The following is a 16,111-nucleotide window of genomic DNA, read 5'->3' as shown; positions in this document are numbered from 1 at the left end:
AACGGCGCAGATCAGCAGCGGAATGTGTGAGAAAGAAGGCTCCGACAATGCGACTCAGAACGGCCGGAACGGATATGATCAAGTCGGGCGGAAAGGGTGCTGGTAACACCCGATCCGCCCTGAGGCACCCATCCGAATCGACCGGAAGGAGCCCTGTGGCCATCATGGCACAGGGTGGCCGCGCGTACCCGCGTGCCACCGCACACACCGCGCCTCGCGCCACCGTAGGAGGTGGCCGCTGATGGCCCGTTCCTACGCGAACATCATCACCGCGATCTGGCGTGACCCCGAGTTCCGGGCGCTCACCGCCGACGCTCAGCGCCTGTACCTGCTGCTGGCGACGCAGCCGAACATCTCGGCCGTCGGCATGCTCCCCGTCACCGTCGGACGCTGGGCTGCGATGGCCGCCGACACCACGCCCGCCGACATCCGCGCGGGCCTGGGCCGGCTGGTCGCCGCCCGGTTCATCGCCGTCGACGACCTGTCGGAAGAGCTGCTGATCAGGTCATTCGTCCGACACGACAACGGATACCGCAACAGCAAGCGCGTCCCGGTGATCCGCGACGCGGCCGGCGAGATCGAGTCGCGGACGCTGCGCCAGGTGCTGGCCGTCGAGCTGGTCAAGCTGGGCCTGCCGCCGGAGTGGACCGGAGAGCTGCCGGTCGAGCCGGATGGCCCTCCCGATGGCCCATCGCATGCCCCATCGGATAGGGCATGCGATGGCCCATCCCGGCCCACGACCGCCGCCGAACCGCCTCGCGTCACCGAGCCAACACCGACCGTAGAAGCTTCCGCGTTTTCGCAGGTCGATAGCCTATCCGATACGGCATCGGATAGGGCATCCGATGCCGTATCGGATGGCATATCGGGTTCCGAACGGGTTGTGGTTACTAGAGGTACGTACGTAGAACCCCAACCCCCAACCCGCAATCCGCACTCCGCAACCTCTGCGCTCGCTCCGCTCGCGGCCGCGCCGCCGCTCGCGCTCGTACCGCCGCCCGTCACCACGCAGACCCTCGTCGCCGAGTGGCTCGACCACTGCCGCAAGCGGCCGCCCGAGAACGTCATCGGCCACGTCTCGCGACTGGTGAAAACCATGCTCGGCGAAGGAATCGACCCCGCAGACGTCCGACGCGGATTCGCCGAATGGGCCAGAAAAGGCCTACACCCGTCGACCCTGCCGTCCGTCGTCAACGAAGTCATGAACGCCGGAATAGCCGGCGCGCCCAGAAAACCATCCACCACCGACCAGCGCGTAGCCGACGGGCTCGCGCTCGCCGCGAAATACGACGCAATGGAGGCCAGCGCATGACCCCCGGAGACACCGCCCGCGTGCTGGCCAAGGCCGCCGCCTTCGACCAGCGCACCATCGGAGAGGCCGACATCGCCGCCTGGCACGAGGCCCTGGCCGACCTGGACGGCGCGGACTGCCTCGCCGCCGTCACCCGGCACTACGCGACCAGCGAGAAGCGGCTCATGCCCGTGCACGTCCGCGCCATCGCGGTCGAGATCCGGCGCGAGCGGCAGCAGCGCGACCGCGAGGCCGACCAGCGTCGACAGCTGGCCGCGTACGCCGACAACGCCGTGGGGGTCCGTGACCGTTCCGCCGAGGTCGGCGACCTGCTGGCCCGGCTCGCCGAGAAGCTCGGCCCGTCCGACCCCACCGTGCTCCGCCGCCGCGAATGGGTCCGCCACGAACGGCACCGTCGGCTGTCCGAGGCCCCGCCGAACCCGCACTACCAGGGACCGCCGCCGCCCGGAGGCTGGCCAGTGCCCGGACAGGAGAGCGCCTGATGGACCCCCTCGACCCCGAGCGCGGCCCCACCCCGCACACCCGCGGCTGCGGCGAACTGCTCATCGCCGCGCTCGCCGCCGTCGCCCTCGTCGTCACCTGGCTGTGGGTCGGCTGACCGTGTCGACCCGCAACTACCGCTCCAGGCTCGGCCCCGCCCCGTGGGACCCGCACCCCGACGCGCCCACCCAGCCCGCCTGCCGCGACCACCCGGACCTCGACCCCGAGCCTGGTTCCCCGGCGCCGGCACGCTGACCGCCGCCAACATCGCCGCCATCGCCGTCTGCGGCGGCTGCCCGCTCCGGGTGCCGTGCCGCGACTGGGCCCGCGAGCAGATGCCCGCCGGCACCTGGGGCGGCGAGACCGAGGGCGACCGCTGGCGCCGGCACGCCCGACGACGCAAGGCCGCATCCCGCAACCGCACCGACCGAGAGGCCATCCGATGACCCAGACCTGCGTGACCGACGGCTGCGGCCGGCCCGTCGACGGCCAGGCCTACGCCTGCACCAGCTGCGCCGACCGGGCCGCCCGCGACCTCGACCAGATCGCCGACCTGGCCGACGCCGCCCACGACGTCGCCACCGGGCAGACGCGGCGCGGGCCCGCCGTCCACGGCTCGGGCGACAGCGCCCGGTTGCCGATCCGCCTGGAGGTGATGGCCCGGCTCGACAGCGCCACCACCGCCGTGACGACGTGGGCCCGGCACATTGCCTCAGAGCGCGGCATCCACCCGCCCAGCGCCGCCGTGGGCCGACGATCACCCCGTCCCGAGGGGGATCGGGTGGGCCAGAGCGGCAGAGACGATCTCAGCGGGCCGCTGGAGGCCGCCGCGCGGTGGCTCCCGGCGCACCTGGAGTGGGCGCGGCACCGCCGCGAGTGGCCCGAGCTCGCCCGCGACATCCACGCCGCCGCACGGCTGGTGCGCGCCATCACCGACAGGCCCGCCGACCGGCAGCTCGTCGGCGCGTGCCAGTGCGGCGAGGTGCTCTACGCCCGCGCCCACGCCCGCACCGTCGACTGCGGCGAGTGCGCCGCCGTGTGGGACGTCGACGCCAGCCGGCAGGCGCTGCTCGACCACCTCGGCGACCGGCTGCTCACCGCCGCCGAGATCGCCGGCCTGGCCGTGGTGCAAGACCCGGAGCGCGACCGGCAGCGGGTGCGACGGCACATCAACGTCTGGGCCGGACGCGGACCCGTCAGGGGCATCGCCCAGCGCGGGCAGACCACCGACGGCCAGCCGCTCTACCAGGTGCGCGAGGTGCTCGCCCGCATCGCCCAGGCCGAGGCACGAGCGGCGGAGAGGCTCGCGTCGTGATCGTCTGTTATCGTCGGCTGCAGCGCCATGAGTGTCCCCGGACCCCAGGAGTGACGCCGTGAGCGACCTGATCGCCTGGCTGCGGGAGCAGCTCGACGAAGACGAGCGAGTAGCGCGGGAGGCCAGCACGGCGAGTGCGGAATGGCGCGAGGGATCATCCTGGCTCGCCGACCTCCGCGACCCGCTGCCGAGTCAGCGCCGCGCGCTCCGCCCCGGGGCAAAGCTCCTGTCCGACGCCGATGCCCGCCACATCGCCCGCCACGACCCGGCCCGCGTACTGGCCGAGGTGGAGGCCAGGCGGGCGATCATCGACGAGCACGAGATGTGGGCCAGATACCAGGACGACGACCACGAGCGCGCCGTCACCGCCGCTGCTGGTCGCCATCCGCATGCTCGCCCAGCCGTACGCCGGCAGGCCCGGATGGCGCGAGGAGTGGCGGCAGTGAGCGAGCTGGCCGACAACGACGAGATCCGCCGGACCACCTTGGCCGCCCTGTCGGAAGCCCACGCCGTGGTGACCTTGAAGTGCTGGATGTGCGGCGTCGAGCCGACCGGCCTGGCCGAGGTCACCAGCTTCGGCGACCTGGCGGGCGGACGCCGCGTGGTCGTGTCGACCGGATGGCCAGACGGTGACCACGACCACGAGGTGATACCGCCCAGCCCCGGCGAGCTGGCCGAGCGAGGCGACCGGGCGGCACGGCGCATCCTGGCCATCGCCGCCGAGTAGCCATGCCCCGCGCCATGCGGGTCTGCAGCACGCCAGGCTGCCCCGAGCTCACCACCGGCGGACGCTGCCAGGCGCACCGACGCCAGGCGGAGCAGACCAGGGGCAGTCGGCAAGCACGGGGCTACGGACCCGGGCACACCGGGAGGTTCAGACCCGGAGTCCTGCAACGTGAGCCCATGTGCGTCTGCGAAGACGCCAGCCACGGACACGGGCCGCGATGCCTGCGCCCGTCGACCGTCGCCGACCACTGGCCGCGCGACCGCCGCGAACTGGTCGCCGCCGGGCTCGACGCCGACGACCCGCAGTACGGCCGCGGACTGTGCGCCCGCTGCCACAACCAGCACACCGCCGTCGCCCAACCGGGTGGCTGGCACAGTCGCTGACCTGTCGACGGTGACCGAGCGTCACCACCCCAGGGGGAGGGCCCCCACCCGATGGGGCTTCCGGACCGCCGGGGAGGTACCTCGCTGTCCAGACCCCTGAGTTTCCCCAGGAGGTGACCCGCTGTGACCGATGCCCCGCCCCGACCCCCGGTCGGCCTCGGCACCGGCGGGCGCGCCCTTTGGCGAGACATCGTCAGAGACCACGACTTGGACGCGCCGCAGCGGGTGCAGCTCCATGAGGCGTGCCGGGCCAAGGATCGGCTGGACAAGCTGGACGCCCTGCTGCGCGGCGACGTCGGCTCATGGGCCCGGCTGACGCACGACCTGCGCACCGAGGACTACGAGCTGAGGATCGACGCCGCGCTGTCCGCCGCCAACAACACCGCGAACCTGATGAAACAGCTGATCGCCGCGCTCCGGCTGCCCGACGAGGCGACCGGCAAGCGCCCGCAGTACCGCGGGCCGCGTGGCGCGCAGAAGCCGTCGAAGCCCGGCGGCGGCACGGTGACCGCGCTCGACCGGGCCCGCGCCGCCCGCAGCGGCTGACATGGCCGGCCGCGTCCAGCGGCACGAGCGGTGGGCCGGCCCGCTGTTCGACGGCCACGTCTGCTCGCTCGGCTACGAGCTGATCGACTGGATCAACGCCTACACATGCCACGGCCCTGGCGACGTCCAGGGCGAGCCGGTCAACATCACCCCGGAGACGGACCACGAGTGGTTCAACTTCCTCGTCGAGGTGTACCGGCTGGACCCGGCCACGGGCCGGCGGGTGTACGACGAGGGCGTGTTGTCCCGGCCGAAGGGCCGGGCGAAGTCGGAGCTCGCCGGCCTGATCGGGACCGCCGAGGCGTTCGCGCCGGCCCGGTTCGACGGCTGGGACGCCGACGGCCAACCGGTCGGCAGGCCGGTGCGGTCGCCGCTGCTGAAGTGCATGGCCACCGAGGAGAGCCAGGCCGGCAACACGTTCGAGAACATCGCGTTCATCGCCGGCACGTGGGGGCCTGACGTCCACCCCGACATCTACGGCGGGGTGTCCGGCATCCGGCAGTACCAGTCGGCGAGCGCCATCTATCTGCCCCACGGTGGCGAGATCAGGGCGTGCACGTCCGGCTCGGCCAGCAAGGACGGCGGCAAGGAAACGTGGTGCTGCGCCGACGAGACGCACCTGTACGTGCTGCGCGAGCTGAAAGCGATGTACGGCACCATCCAGCGGAACCTCGGCAAGCGGAAGCTCGCGAACCCGTGGCTGTTGCAGACGACCACGATGTACCGGCTCGGTGAGCAGTCGATCGCCGAGGAGACGTTGACGGCGTGGCGCAAGGGCGAGCTGCCCGAGTCGGTGCTGGTCGACCACCGCGAGGCCAAGGGCCGCATCGACATCGGGAACCGGGAGCACACGCTGCGGCAGCTGGTCGACGTGTACGGTCCGGCGGCCGGGTGGCACGACATGGACCGCAAGTACCGCGACATGCGCGATCCGCGGATCTGTCGGGACGACGCCGAGGCGGCCCGCTACTTCCTGAACCGGGGCATCCCGTCGGCTGATTCGTGGATCGCTAAGGACGTTGTCGAGCGCCAGGCTCGGGCGGACGTTGTGGTGCCGGGTGAGTCGATCGCGCTGGGCTTCGACGGGTCGCTGTACGACGACTCGACCGTGTTGATCGGGTCGCGGATGTCGGACGGCTTCCTGTTCCCGGTGGGCATCTGGGAGCGCCCCGCCGGCCGGGCCGGCATCGGCTGGGAGGTGCCGCGGTCGGATGTGCTCGACGCGGTCCGTGAGGCGTTCGGCCGGTACGACGTGATCCGGATGTACGCCGACCCGCACGAGTGGCGATCCGACATCGACGACCTGTCGCAGGAGCTTGGCGCCGAGCGGGTGCTGTCGTGGGAGACGCGGCGGGACGTGCAGATGGCCGCTGCGTTGGACCGGCTGCACGCCGATCTTGTCAACGGCGTGGTGTGGCACTCGGGCGACGGCCGGTTCGTGGAGCACTTCGGGAACGCGTACGTGCGGGAGCGTGGCCGGCACCGGTTGGTGCGCAAGGAAAACGACAAGTCGCCTCGGAAGATCGACAGCGTGGTTGGCGCCGCACTGGCCCTGGAGGCGAGGGCTGACGCGATCGAAGCGAAGCTTTGGCCGTCGACGGGTTCGTACGCCTACAGCGCATAGGAGGTCTACGTGCCACTGACCTCCGATGAGGCGCTCGCCCAGGTCGCCGCCCTGTACGACGTGATCGCCGGGCGCCGTGCCGACGTCCAGCGCGCCGACGAGTACTACCGCGGCAAGCAGCCGCTGCGGTTCGCGTCGGACAAGTGGCGGGAGTACCACGCCGCCCGGTACGAGCGTTTCTCCGACAACTGGTGCTCGCCGGTCGGCAACAGCCCGAACGAACGGCTGCGCGTTGACGGGTTCCGCCTCGACGACGACCCGGGCCGGTCGGACGACGAGAAGGCGTTGTGGCGGGACTGGCAGGCCAACGACATGGAAGCCCAGTCGTCGCAGGGGTGGCTGGCGTCGATCATCTCCCGGCGCAGCTTCGTGCTGGTGTGGGGCGACGACGACGACGAGCCGGTGGCGACGTGGGAGCGGCCGGATCAGGTCGCGATCGCCTACGACGTCGAGCGGCCAAGTCAGCGCCTTGCCGCGCTGAAGACGTGGCACGACGGGTCGACGGAATTCGCGACACTGTACACGCCGGACGAGGTGTGGAAGTGGGAGCGGCCGTACCAGGACGTGACGCCGGTCGACCTGGTTGGGCTCCCGCCGACCGCGGGCGAGTTCTTCGCTCGCACGTCCGGCCTGGTGGTGCCGGCCGTCGACCGCGGCGCGTGGAAGCCGCGGGCGGGCGTTGACCCGAACCCGATGACGAACCCCATCGGCGTGGTGCCGATGGTGGAGATGCCGAACCGGCCGATGCTCGGCGGCGACCCGCTGTCGGACATCGCCGGCACGATGGCGATGCAGGACGCCATCAACCTGCTGTGGGCGTACCTGTTCACGGCAGCGGACTCGGCGTCGATGCCGGCGCGGGTAGTGATGGGCCAGGAGCCGCCGAAGATTCCGATCCTCGACGACAACGGGCAGAAGGTCGGCGAACGCACGGTCGACCTGAAGAAGCTGGCCGAGGACCGGATCTTGTGGCTGACCGGGCAGAACACGAAGATCGGCCAGTGGGACGCCGCGAACCTGGCCGCGTTCACGCCGGTGATCGAAACCTGTGTGACGCACGTGGCCGCGCAGACCCGGACGCCGCCGCACTATCTGGTGCTGGGCAAGGGCATGGTCAACGTCAACGCGGAGGGCATGAAGGCCGCTGAGACGGGCCTGGTGATGAAGGTCCGGGAGATGCAGCTGTTCCTGGGCCCGGCCGTCCGAGAGGTCTTCAGGCTGTTCGCGCTGGTGCGCAACCAGCCGAAGCTGGCCCGGCAGGCCCGATTCGGTGTGACGCAGTGGAAGGACGCCGAGAACCACAGCGAGGCGCAGCGGGCCGACGCGCTGCTCAAGCTGGGCAGCCTCGGGTTCCCGTTCGCCTGGTTGGCCGAGCGGTACGGGCTGTCGCAGCCGGAGGTGGCTCGCCTGCTGGAGATGCGCGAGGCCGAGCGTCGGGCGGATCCGATCGCCGAGCTGGCTCGCGCGCAGGCTGGTTCGCAGCCGCCCGACGCACCGCCGCCGGAGTAGCTGCGGTGAGCCTCCAGGGCGTGGCGCTGGAGCACTACCGCGACCGTGAGCGGCTGGTGCGTGGTGTCGACCGGGTGGCGTCGCAAACATGGCGCCGGGTGGATCCTGGCAGCATCGCGGCGTCGTGGCGATCACTGCTACCTGCGGTGCTGGCCGCGCTGGTCGGCGCGCAACGCCTCGCCGCTGGCGCCGCCGGTGGCTACGTCAGCGCGGCGTTGGTCGAGCAGGGCCTGCCGACGGCGGCCGAGGGCCGGGTGGTCGTCGACGCGCTGACCGGTGTCGCGTCGGACGGCAGAGACCTGGCGTCGCTGCTGTACCGGCCGGTCGTGACCAGCCTGGTGGCGATCCAGGGCGGCACCTCGACGACGCGGGCGCTTGCCGGTGGTGAGGCCGCGCTGCGGATGATCGTCGGCACGCAGGTCGCGGACGCGGGCCGGGCCGCCGACCAGGTGGCGCTGACGGCGCGACCGGCGGTGTCGGGCTACCGGCGGATGCTGGTCGGCCGTTCGTGCTCCCGCTGCGTGATCCTGGCCGGGCGCTGGTACCGGTACAACCGCGGCTTCGACCGGCATCCGCGCTGCGACTGCACACACGTGCCGGCCCGCGAGGACACCGGTCAGGACGTGAGCACCAACCCGCGCAAGTACTTCGACAGCCTGTCGGCCGCCGAGCAGGATCGGGCATTCACGGCGGCCGGTGCCGAGGCGATCCGGCTCGGCGCCGACATCAACCAGGTCGTGAACGCCAGGCGTGGCATGTCGACCGCCGGCCCGCCGGGGCGCCGCCGCCTGGTCGCGGTCGACGCGTTCGGCCAGCGGGTCTACGTCACCAGCGAGGGCGTTACGACTCGCGGTGTGGCCGGCCGCCGGCTGGGCGCACGGGAGACCGGCACCCGGGCCGGGGGCGGCCGGTACCGCTCGGCGCGAGTGCCCCGGCTGATGCCGGAGACGATCCTCGCGGTCGCCGATGACCGCGAGGACGCCGTGCGCCTGCTGCGCAGGCACGGCTACATCACCTGACCACCGACGCGCAAGGCGTCGGCCGACCCCGCAACGGAGTCACCACATGTCCGACCAGGACGACGACAGCACCAAGCCCGAAACCGACGACGTCGACGCCGATCGGGTCGACGACGAGCCGGACGGCGCCGACCAGCTCGGCGACGCGGGCAAGAAGGCCCTCGACGCCATGAAGGCGAAGTGGCAGCGCGAACGCGACCAGCGCAAGGCTCTCGCGGACGAGCTCGCCAAGCTGAAGGCGCCGAAGGGCGAGGAAGAGGACCAGGTCGACCCGGACGAGATTCGCAAGCAGGCGCAGGCCGAGGCCCGCGCCGAGGTGCTGCGCGACCGGGCCCTGGACAAGGTCGAGGCGAAGGCAGCGAAGCTGTTCGCCGACCCGGAGGATGCCCGCGCACTGCTGGCCGCCCGGGTCGACGACTTCGTCGACGACGGTCAGGTCGACACCGACGCCATCACCGAGGCGCTGGACGACCTGCTGAAGAAGAAGCCGCACCTGGCCGCCAAGGCCGACAAGCGGTTCGCCGGCTCAGCCGACGGCGGTGCCCGCAAGGGGTCCAAGCCCGACCAGCTCACCCGGCAAGACCTCAAGCGCATGACGCCCGCCCAGATCGTCAAGGCCCAGGAAGAGGGCCGCCTGGCGGACCTGATGGGCGTCGACACCTGACCCTGAAGGGGCAACCATGGCCATCGACCGGTTCATCCCGGAGATCTGGGCCGCACGGCTGCTGACCGCGCTGAGCAAGTCGCTCGTGTTCGCGCAGCCGGGCATCGCCAACCGCGACTACGAGGGTGAGATCTCGGAAGCGGGCGACACCGTGCGGATCACCTCGATCTCCGACCCGACCATCGGCAACTACACGCCGAACTCCACGGTCATCACGCCGGAGGAGCTGACCGACGCGCAGCGCACCCTCAGCGTCGACCAGGCGAAGTTCTTCGCCTTCAAGGTCGACGACGTCAACGCCCGGCAGGCGGCCGGCAACGTGATGCCGGAGGCAATGCGGCGCGCGGCCTACAAGCTGCGCGACGAGGTGGACCGGTACATCGCCGCGTTCTACACCTCGGTGCCGTCGGGCAACGACCTCGGCACCGTCGCGGTCGCCGCTGCGACGCCGGAGGACTTCTACGACGACGTCCTGGTGCCGCTCGGCGTGCTGCTGGACGAGGCCGACGTGCCGACGGAGGGTCGCTGGACGGTGGTCCCGCCGTGGCTGCACGGCCGGGCGCAGCGCGACGACCGGTTCGTCGACGCGTCGAAGTCGGGCACCACGGAAACGCTGCGCAACGGCTTCATCGGCCGCGCCGCAGGCTTCGACATCTACAAGAGCAACAACGTGGTCAACTCGACCGGCGACGACTACGAGGTGCTGGCGGGCGGCGGCGACATGGCCATCAGCTACGCCGAGCAGATCAACAAGGTCGAGGCGTACCGGCCGGAGTCCTCGTTCAGCGACGCCGTCAAGGGCCTGCACCTGTGGGGTGCGAAGGTCATCCGCCCCGAGGCGCTCGCCGGCGCCACCGTCTCGCAGACCTGATCGGAGATCAGCATGGCAATCGTGGCACTCCCGTACACCAGCCTGGTCGCCAACGGCCAGTCTGCCGACCTGAACAACGGGGCCGGCACCGCGTTCGAGGGCGACGGCATGCGCATCTCCGACGCGGTTCCGGAGCGCACCATCCTGCGCGTCGAGAACGCCTCGGGCGGCGCGGTCACCGTCACGGTGTCGGCGGGCGACAACCCGCCGGCCCTGGCCGCCGGCCTGGGCGACTTCACCACGACGTCCCTCGCCGACAACGACATCGCCTACCTGGGCCCGTTCGAGTCGGGCCGGTTCCTGCAGGCGGACGGCAGCATGCTGGTCACCCCGTCGGCCGAGGGCGACGGCGGCGGCCGGATCACCGCGCTGCTGGTTCCGAAGGCGCAGTGATGTCCGAGGAGATCGTGTACCTGGCCACCGCCGCCCGGGTGCGGCCCCACCGGCTGCCGCTGCCGGCCGCGGTCGCGCAGCAGCTCGCCAAGGGGCAGGTTCGGCGGGTCAACGCCGACGGATCCGAGTGGCGTCCGGACGCCGACGGGGCGGTGCACGCCCCGTCGGACGGCGTGGTCGCGCCGGTCCGCCCGGCGGACAAGGCGACCAAGGCGGAGTGGGTGGCGTGGGCTGTCCACGTCGACCCGGACCTGCCGCTGGACGACGCCGAGGCGATGACCAAGACCGACCTGGTCGACCGGTACGGCAAGTAGGGGGGCGGGGGCGATGGCTGACCAGCTCGCGACGCCGGAAGACCTCGCCTCCCTGCTCCAGCAGGACCTGGACGCCGCGACCGCCGACCTGCTGCTCGACCTGGCGACCGCCAAGGTGCAGCGGGCGGCGGGCGGTCAGCGGATCGTCGAGGCGACCAGTACGGCCGTCATCGACGTGATGCCGTACAGCGATGACCGGTTCCTGGCGCTGCCGCAGTTGCCGGTGCGGTCGGTGTCGTCGGTGACCCTCAACGGCGTCGCCATCACGGACTGGACGCTGACGGCGCAGCAGCTCTGGCGGCTGGTCGGCTGGAATCCGCTGTGGTGGCGGCCGTCACAGGTGGCGGTGACCTACGCGCACGGGTACACCACCGGGTCGCAGTACCTGCAGCTGGCCCGCGACTGCACGCTGTCGCTGGCCCGGGCGGGCTACTCCAACCCGGCCGGCGATCTCGGCGGCGAGGCGATCGACGACTACCGGGCGCCGAGGCGGGCGGAGGTGGATGCCCGGATGCAGTTGACCGAGGACATGCGGGCCGCGATCGCCGACGCCTACGGCACCGGTGCCCACGTCACGATGTCGCGATAGGGGGCAGCGTCATGGCCGTCCGTATCTCCACCGCCGCTCGCAACGCCGCCGCCGACGCGATCGCCGCTCTGGCTGACGGCGGGTCCGGTGCCGGGGTGATCCGCATCTACACGGGCAGCCAGCCGGCCGGCCCCGGCTCGGCGGCGACCGGCACCCTGCTGGCCACGGTCACGCTCAACGATCCGGCGTTCGCCGCGGCATCCAGTGCTGAGGCCGCGCTGGATGTGGACCCGGTGCCGTCGGGTACGGCGGTCGCATCCGGGACCGCCGGCTGGTTCCGGCTGCTCGATTCGACGGAGGCCGGCTCGACCGGGCTGGGCATCCTCGACGGGTCGGTGACTGCCACCGGCGGCGACGGCGATCTGACGCTGGCGACGGTGACCATCACGACCGGGCTGACGGTGGAGATCACCGGCGGAGAGCTGACGATGCCGGCCGAGCCTGCCGGAGCCTGACGTGGCCGAGGTGTGGTTCGACTTCGGTGAGCCTGCCTCGCCGGACCTGATCGACCCGGGCGAGGACTACACGCTCGCGCTCGGATTCGCGGCCGGTGAGGACTGTCCGTGCCTCGGCGTACGGTGGCGGGTCCCGGACACCGCGCCGACCGGCACCTGCTCGGCGGCGGTCTGGCGCGTTTCGGACGAGCAGCTGCTCGCCTTCAAGGACTTCACGATCACGACCGAACAGGGCGCCGAGCTCAACATCTACTTCGACCAGGTGGACGTGCCGACGCTCTCGGCGTCGGTCGGCTACAGGGCGTCGATCTACACCCCCAACCGGTACGTGGCTACCACCTCGTACGGCTGGCCGGTAACCGAGGGCATCTTGACCGCCGGGTCAGCCAATGGCTGGCTGGCAACGGCGCCCCAGTTCCCGGCGATTCAGTCCGGCAACAGCGCCAATTACCACGTCAGCCCGATCATCGAGGGCGCGACCGTCGACGGCGTCCTGGCCGTCGCGCTGCCGGCCGCCGCCGGATCACTGGCCGCGACGCTCACCGTCAGGGGCGCTCTCGCGGCGATACTGCCGGCCGTGGGGGTGTCGCTGCGGCAGTCGGCGGGGACGGTGATCCGCCCCGCCAGTGGCACAGTGTCTCGCCCGGACGCCGGCACGGTCACCAGGCCGAACACCGGGATCGTCTCGCGCCCGTAGGAGGTGGCCCGTGTCTGTTGCATCCGCGCTGGCCGCTGGCCGCCGTGCCGCCGAGGCGCTGATGGTGGACAGCTGCGTGATCCGCCGCCGGGTCGGTGAGTCGACCAGTCCGGACACGGGCGTGGTGACGCCGACGTACAGCACGATCTACTCCGGCGCATGCCGGGTGCAGCAGCCCGGCGCGCAGGCCCGACCGGTCGACGCCGCCGAGGACTACGCGCTGATGCTGCGTCTGGAGGTGCAGCTCCCGGTCGTCGGGTCGGAGGGTGTGCGCGCCGAGGACGAGGTGGTCCTCGGCGCTGGTGCGCTGGACGCGGACCTGACCGGCCGGGTGCTGGTCGTCCGGGATCTGGCGCACAAGTCTCACGCCACCAGCCGGCGGCTCGGCTGTGAGGAGCGGACCTCGTGAGCACGATGAGCGTCGACCACCGCGACGTCGACCGGTGGGTGCTCCGGCTGGACGAGGCGGTCAGCGCCGCGCCGGAGGAAGCCACGAAGGTGGTCGCGAAGGGCGCGCTGAACATTAAGAACGGCGCCAGGCAGCGACGTGCCGGCTCGCGGTGGGCACCGGCATACCCGGCCAGCATCGGCTACGACATGATGCAGGGCCTGCGCGGCCCGGTTGCCGAGATCGGCCCGGACAAGCTGAAGCGCCAGGGCGCACTCGGCAACATCTTGGAGTTCGGCACGATCCACAACGCGCCGGAGCCGCACATCCGCCCGGCCGTCGACGAGGAAATCCCCCGCTACGAGCGGGCGATGACGGATCTGGCGGCCAGGCTGCTGGAGGGTCGATGATTCAGGCGCACGCCGACGCGATCCTCGACCTGCTGCGCGCAGACTCGGAGCTGACGGTCATCGACGGGCCGGTGCCGCAGGGCACGGTGCCGCCGTACGTCGTCGTCTACATCGACGACAGTGATCCGGAGCTGCCCGACTCGCGGCCGCTGACCGGCGATTCGGAGCGCCACGTCACCCGGGGCTACATCCACAGCGTGGGCAGCAACGGCGTCGCGGTCCGGGCGGTGCGGCAACGGGTACGCGCGGCACTGCTGGACGTCCGCCCGACGATCGCGGGCCGGTCGTGCATGCCGATCCGGCGGGAGGACGGGCAGCCGGCCCGCAGCGACGAGGAGACCGGCAGTCCGCTGGTGTCGGCCGTGGATGTGTACCGGCTGGAGTCGGTGCCGGCCTAACGCCGACCGAGCAGGGCCCACACGAGCACGGCGACCACCACCCAGACGACCAGGGCCGCTGCCGGGTCGCCACCCAGCAGCCCCACGACGAGTTGGGCCACAAACCCGGCACCGATGCCGATGAGAATCCGGGGTCCGCGCCCCAGTCCGGTCCTGCGTGCATCTCCATCCATGGCCGTCGACCGTACGGGCACCGCGCAACCATTCGCCTCCACCGATCGGGTGGGGGCTCTGTCGCAGAGGAGACAATCATGGCGGCACTGACCGCTCAGACCGTGACGGCGGCCGGCGCGGAGCAGACCGCCGCCGTCCAGATCAGCGCCTGGTCGAGCCCGGACACGATCGCGTCGAGCGTGATCGGCTCGCGCGGGGTGGTGGCGATCGTGGCCAACTCGTCGGGCGGCCCGCTTGAGTTCCGGGTGCAGGACCCGGGCCGGACGCCGGCCGGAAATCCGGCAGCGGACGGCTACACCACCGTGACCGTGCCCGACGGGGAGACGCACGTCGCGTTCATCGGCCCCAACAACGTGGACCCGGCCGACGGGCTGTGCGACGTCGGCGCGGACACGACCAACGCCGGCTTCGTCGTCCAACTGCTGCGGTACTGAGCGATGGACACCCACGTCTGGCTGCACCACGCCGAGACCGGCGGCTACTGGGAATGCCCGGTGCCGGCCGTCGACGACTGGCGGTCGCGCGGCTGGGTCCCGTCCGATCCGCCGCCGCCCGCGCCCGATCCGGCCGTCGCCGAAGGCCTGGCCTGGCGCGAACAGCAAGCCGCCGCCTCGGCGGACACCCCGCCCACGACCACCCGCGCCCGTCGCGGATCGACTAAGGAGCAGTGATGGCCGACGTCTTCGCCGACGGCAATGTCCGGGTGGCCTTCGTGGCCTCCATCGCCAACATTGCGGCCCCGACCGTGGCCGAACTCAACGCCGGGATCCTGCTGCAGTCGACGCTGACCGCAGACGGACTGGTCGGCTACGAGGCGACCACCGCCGAGGTCGACACGACCAGCCTCGCGTCCACCTTCGACACGAAGAACATCGGCAGGGACGCGTACAGCGGAACCATGCTGCGGCTCAAGAAGCAGACCGTCGGAGCGGACACGATCCGGTCGACGCTGACCCGGGCCACCACCGGCCACATCGTGATCCGGCGCGGCATCGCCGAGACCACGGCGTGGGCAGCGTCGCAGCAGGTCGAGGTGTACCCGATCATCTGCGGCCGCCGCAAGGAACTCGCACCGGAGGCGAACACGGTGATGCGGTACGAGGTGCCAACCATGGTGTCGGCCCCGCCGGAGCCAGACGCTGTCGTCGCAGCCTGATCCACTCGTCAGCCAGCCCCGGTCGGTCCCCATCCCGGCCGGGGCTGCTCGTCTCGATGGGGGCCGATGGGGACGACATGAGCAAGGACGTCAAGGCGCTGATCAGGGGCGGGCGGCTGCCGGAGCGCACCGTGCCCGTCTGCCTGCAGGCGGACCTGGTCGCGGAGCACGAGCTGGCCGAGCGGCAGCTGGCCGAGGCGACCCGGCGGGCCAGTGACTCGCTGGCCGGCGGGTCCGGGATGCGGGAGATCGCCGAGCGGATCGAGGCGCTGCGCGTCGAGATGCAGGACCACACGATCGACTTCCGACTCCGGGCGATGCCGCGCCCGAGGTGGAAGGCGTTCATCGCCGCGCACCCGCCGCGCAAGGACGACGCCGGCAAGGTCGACGAGCGAGACCGGGCGATCGGCGTCAACACCGAAACGTTCTTCGACGCCCTGGTGCGCGCGAGCGTGGTCGAGCCGGAACTCGACGCCAGCGACTGGGATCTGCTGCTCGACGAGCGGCTGACCGACCGTCAGTTCGACGAGTTGGCGGATGCCGCCTGGGGGCTCAACCGCAGGGATGTGGACGTCCCTTTCTCGCCCGCCGCCTCCAGAGTTCTCCGGGGCTCCGAGCCCGAGTAGAGGCGGCCGAACGACTCGGGATCAGCCCGCGCCGCCTCGACGGGTGGGAGCCGACCGAGAC

Annotated in this window: 25 protein-coding genes; 24 read left to right on the top strand and 1 reads right to left on the bottom strand. The window is 71.6% G+C overall.

Going from position 1 to position 16,111, the window contains the following annotated elements; genetic code table 11:
• Window positions 1-241 precede the first annotated feature (241 nt).
• The 20 genes from ACFHW1_RS05045 to ACFHW1_RS04950 all read left to right on the top strand — a co-directional run bounded on the left by ACFHW1_RS05045 (window position 242) and on the right by ACFHW1_RS04950 (window position 14,094).
• Window positions 242-1,312 carry a hypothetical protein gene (locus ACFHW1_RS05045; protein WP_416614949.1) on the top strand — a complete coding sequence of 357 codons (1,071 nt, stop codon included), beginning with the start codon at window positions 242-244 and terminating at the stop codon, window positions 1,310-1,312.
• Window positions 1,309-1,794, top strand: a complete 486-nt coding sequence (locus ACFHW1_RS05040) for a hypothetical protein (RefSeq protein WP_416614948.1) — start codon at window positions 1,309-1,311, stop codon at window positions 1,792-1,794. Before ACFHW1_RS05045 ends, ACFHW1_RS05040 begins: the two co-directional genes overlap by 4 nt.
• Before the next feature lie 159 nt (window positions 1,795-1,953).
• On the top strand, window positions 1,954-2,238 hold the full coding sequence (locus tag ACFHW1_RS05035; RefSeq protein WP_416614946.1) for a WhiB family transcriptional regulator: 285 nt from the start codon (window positions 1,954-1,956) through the stop codon (window positions 2,236-2,238).
• On the top strand, window positions 2,235-3,107 hold the full coding sequence (locus tag ACFHW1_RS05030) for a hypothetical protein (protein WP_416614945.1): 873 nt from the start codon (window positions 2,235-2,237) through the stop codon (window positions 3,105-3,107). Before ACFHW1_RS05035 ends, ACFHW1_RS05030 begins: the two co-directional genes overlap by 4 nt.
• A gap of 58 nt (window positions 3,108-3,165) precedes the next feature.
• A complete protein-coding gene (locus ACFHW1_RS05025; RefSeq protein ID WP_416614943.1) occupies window positions 3,166-3,834 on the top strand; it encodes a DUF6221 family protein in 669 nt (222 codons plus the stop codon).
• A 176-nt stretch (window positions 3,835-4,010) separates the two neighbouring features.
• On the top strand, window positions 4,011-4,217 hold the full coding sequence (locus ACFHW1_RS05020; protein ID WP_416614941.1) for a hypothetical protein: 207 nt from the start codon (window positions 4,011-4,013) through the stop codon (window positions 4,215-4,217).
• Window positions 4,218-4,340: 123 nt separating this feature from the next.
• Window positions 4,341-4,763: a hypothetical protein gene (locus ACFHW1_RS05015; RefSeq protein ID WP_416614940.1), complete on the top strand. Its 423-nt coding sequence runs from the start codon at window positions 4,341-4,343 to the stop codon at window positions 4,761-4,763.
• A 1-nt stretch (window position 4,764) separates the two neighbouring features.
• On the top strand, window positions 4,765-6,387 hold the full coding sequence (locus ACFHW1_RS05010) for a hypothetical protein (protein ID WP_416614938.1): 1,623 nt from the start codon (window positions 4,765-4,767) through the stop codon (window positions 6,385-6,387).
• A gap of 9 nt (window positions 6,388-6,396) precedes the next feature.
• Window positions 6,397-7,896: a phage portal protein gene (locus tag ACFHW1_RS05005; RefSeq protein ID WP_416614936.1), complete on the top strand. Its 1,500-nt coding sequence runs from the start codon at window positions 6,397-6,399 to the stop codon at window positions 7,894-7,896.
• A 5-nt stretch (window positions 7,897-7,901) separates the two neighbouring features.
• Entirely contained in the window at window positions 7,902-8,915 is a 1,014-nt protein-coding gene (locus ACFHW1_RS05000; RefSeq protein ID WP_416614934.1) for a hypothetical protein, read from the top strand.
• Window positions 8,916-8,961: 46 nt separating this feature from the next.
• Entirely contained in the window at window positions 8,962-9,579 is a 618-nt protein-coding gene (locus ACFHW1_RS04995) for a hypothetical protein (protein WP_416614932.1), read from the top strand.
• 16 nt (window positions 9,580-9,595) lie between these two features.
• Window positions 9,596-10,450 (top strand): P22 phage major capsid protein family protein, encoded by an 855-nt coding sequence (locus ACFHW1_RS04990; protein WP_416614931.1) that lies wholly within the window; start codon window positions 9,596-9,598, stop codon window positions 10,448-10,450.
• Window positions 10,451-10,462: 12 nt separating this feature from the next.
• Entirely contained in the window at window positions 10,463-10,843 is a 381-nt protein-coding gene (locus tag ACFHW1_RS04985; protein WP_416614929.1) for a hypothetical protein, read from the top strand.
• On the top strand, window positions 10,843-11,157 hold the full coding sequence (locus ACFHW1_RS04980) for a hypothetical protein (RefSeq protein ID WP_416614927.1): 315 nt from the start codon (window positions 10,843-10,845) through the stop codon (window positions 11,155-11,157). The genes ACFHW1_RS04985 and ACFHW1_RS04980 overlap by 1 nt, the downstream gene beginning before the upstream one ends.
• Before the next feature lie 13 nt (window positions 11,158-11,170).
• On the top strand, window positions 11,171-11,746 hold the full coding sequence (locus ACFHW1_RS04975; protein ID WP_416614925.1) for a hypothetical protein: 576 nt from the start codon (window positions 11,171-11,173) through the stop codon (window positions 11,744-11,746).
• A gap of 11 nt (window positions 11,747-11,757) precedes the next feature.
• Window positions 11,758-12,201, top strand: coding sequence for a hypothetical protein (locus ACFHW1_RS04970; protein ID WP_416614923.1), 444 nt, complete (start codon window positions 11,758-11,760; stop codon window positions 12,199-12,201).
• 1 nt (window position 12,202) lies between these two features.
• Entirely contained in the window at window positions 12,203-12,898 is a 696-nt protein-coding gene (locus ACFHW1_RS04965) for a hypothetical protein (protein WP_416614921.1), read from the top strand.
• A 10-nt stretch (window positions 12,899-12,908) separates the two neighbouring features.
• The gene (locus ACFHW1_RS04960; RefSeq protein WP_416614919.1) at window positions 12,909-13,307 is read left to right on the top strand and encodes a DUF6093 family protein; all 399 of its coding nucleotides are present in this window, start codon (window positions 12,909-12,911) and stop codon (window positions 13,305-13,307) included.
• A complete protein-coding gene (locus ACFHW1_RS04955) occupies window positions 13,304-13,696 on the top strand; it encodes a hypothetical protein (protein WP_416614917.1) in 393 nt (130 codons plus the stop codon). The genes ACFHW1_RS04960 and ACFHW1_RS04955 overlap by 4 nt, the downstream gene beginning before the upstream one ends.
• Window positions 13,693-14,094: a hypothetical protein gene (locus tag ACFHW1_RS04950; RefSeq protein WP_416614916.1), complete on the top strand. Its 402-nt coding sequence runs from the start codon at window positions 13,693-13,695 to the stop codon at window positions 14,092-14,094. The genes ACFHW1_RS04955 and ACFHW1_RS04950 overlap by 4 nt, the downstream gene beginning before the upstream one ends.
• Here ACFHW1_RS04950 and ACFHW1_RS04945 read toward each other — a convergent pair.
• Window positions 14,091-14,267 carry a hypothetical protein gene (locus ACFHW1_RS04945; RefSeq protein WP_416614915.1) on the bottom strand — a complete coding sequence of 59 codons (177 nt, stop codon included), beginning with the start codon at window positions 14,265-14,267 and terminating at the stop codon, window positions 14,091-14,093. The two genes, ACFHW1_RS04950 and ACFHW1_RS04945, sit on opposite strands and share 4 nt — an antisense overlap.
• Window positions 14,268-14,345: 78 nt before the next feature.
• Between ACFHW1_RS04945 and ACFHW1_RS04940 the strand changes: the two genes are divergently transcribed.
• The 4 genes from ACFHW1_RS04940 (at window position 14,346) to ACFHW1_RS04925 (ending at window position 16,050) form a co-directional block, all read left to right on the top strand.
• On the top strand, window positions 14,346-14,702 hold the full coding sequence (locus tag ACFHW1_RS04940; RefSeq protein ID WP_416614913.1) for a hypothetical protein: 357 nt from the start codon (window positions 14,346-14,348) through the stop codon (window positions 14,700-14,702).
• A 3-nt stretch (window positions 14,703-14,705) separates the two neighbouring features.
• The gene (locus ACFHW1_RS04935) at window positions 14,706-14,939 is read left to right on the top strand and encodes a hypothetical protein (protein ID WP_416614911.1); all 234 of its coding nucleotides are present in this window, start codon (window positions 14,706-14,708) and stop codon (window positions 14,937-14,939) included.
• Window positions 14,939-15,424 (top strand): hypothetical protein, encoded by a 486-nt coding sequence (locus ACFHW1_RS04930; RefSeq protein ID WP_416614909.1) that lies wholly within the window; start codon window positions 14,939-14,941, stop codon window positions 15,422-15,424. Before ACFHW1_RS04935 ends, ACFHW1_RS04930 begins: the two co-directional genes overlap by 1 nt.
• Window positions 15,425-15,501: 77 nt before the next feature.
• Window positions 15,502-16,050, top strand: coding sequence for a hypothetical protein (locus tag ACFHW1_RS04925; protein WP_416614907.1), 549 nt, complete (start codon window positions 15,502-15,504; stop codon window positions 16,048-16,050).
• Window positions 16,051-16,111: the final 61 nt, after the last annotated feature.

Origin of the sequence: Micromonospora sp. LOL_014, from assembly GCF_048060245.1 — a bacterium.
In the GTDB taxonomy this organism is placed as follows: domain Bacteria; phylum Actinomycetota; class Actinomycetes; order Mycobacteriales; family Micromonosporaceae; genus Micromonospora_E.
This window is presented reverse-complemented; position numbering and strand designations above follow the sequence as displayed.

Bases quoted from the DNA above. Each gene is read 5' to 3' on its own strand.
- ACFHW1_RS05045 (WP_416614949.1), top strand. From the start codon at position 242: ATGGCCCGTTCCTACGCGAACATCATCACCGCGATCTGGCGTGACCCC.
- ACFHW1_RS05040 (WP_416614948.1), top strand. From the start codon at position 1,309: ATGACCCCCGGAGACACCGCCCGCGTGCTGGCCAAGGCCGCCGCCTTC.
- ACFHW1_RS05030 (WP_416614945.1), top strand. From the start codon at position 2,235: ATGACCCAGACCTGCGTGACCGACGGCTGCGGCCGGCCCGTCGACGGC.
- ACFHW1_RS05020 (WP_416614941.1), top strand. From the start codon at position 4,011: ATGTGCGTCTGCGAAGACGCCAGCCACGGACACGGGCCGCGATGCCTG.
- ACFHW1_RS05010 (WP_416614938.1), top strand. From the start codon at position 4,765: ATGGCCGGCCGCGTCCAGCGGCACGAGCGGTGGGCCGGCCCGCTGTTC.
- ACFHW1_RS04995 (WP_416614932.1), top strand. From the start codon at position 8,962: ATGTCCGACCAGGACGACGACAGCACCAAGCCCGAAACCGACGACGTC.
- ACFHW1_RS04990 (WP_416614931.1), top strand. From the start codon at position 9,596: ATGGCCATCGACCGGTTCATCCCGGAGATCTGGGCCGCACGGCTGCTG.
- ACFHW1_RS04985 (WP_416614929.1), top strand. From the start codon at position 10,463: ATGGCAATCGTGGCACTCCCGTACACCAGCCTGGTCGCCAACGGCCAG.
- ACFHW1_RS04980 (WP_416614927.1), top strand. From the start codon at position 10,843: ATGTCCGAGGAGATCGTGTACCTGGCCACCGCCGCCCGGGTGCGGCCC.
- ACFHW1_RS04975 (WP_416614925.1), top strand. From the start codon at position 11,171: ATGGCTGACCAGCTCGCGACGCCGGAAGACCTCGCCTCCCTGCTCCAG.
- ACFHW1_RS04970 (WP_416614923.1), top strand. From the start codon at position 11,758: ATGGCCGTCCGTATCTCCACCGCCGCTCGCAACGCCGCCGCCGACGCG.
- ACFHW1_RS04950 (WP_416614916.1), top strand. From the start codon at position 13,693: ATGATTCAGGCGCACGCCGACGCGATCCTCGACCTGCTGCGCGCAGAC.
- ACFHW1_RS04945 (WP_416614915.1), bottom strand. From the start codon at position 14,267: ATGGATGGAGATGCACGCAGGACCGGACTGGGGCGCGGACCCCGGATT.
- ACFHW1_RS04940 (WP_416614913.1), top strand. From the start codon at position 14,346: ATGGCGGCACTGACCGCTCAGACCGTGACGGCGGCCGGCGCGGAGCAG.
- ACFHW1_RS04935 (WP_416614911.1), top strand. From the start codon at position 14,706: ATGGACACCCACGTCTGGCTGCACCACGCCGAGACCGGCGGCTACTGG.
- ACFHW1_RS04930 (WP_416614909.1), top strand. From the start codon at position 14,939: ATGGCCGACGTCTTCGCCGACGGCAATGTCCGGGTGGCCTTCGTGGCC.
- ACFHW1_RS04925 (WP_416614907.1), top strand. From the start codon at position 15,502: ATGAGCAAGGACGTCAAGGCGCTGATCAGGGGCGGGCGGCTGCCGGAG.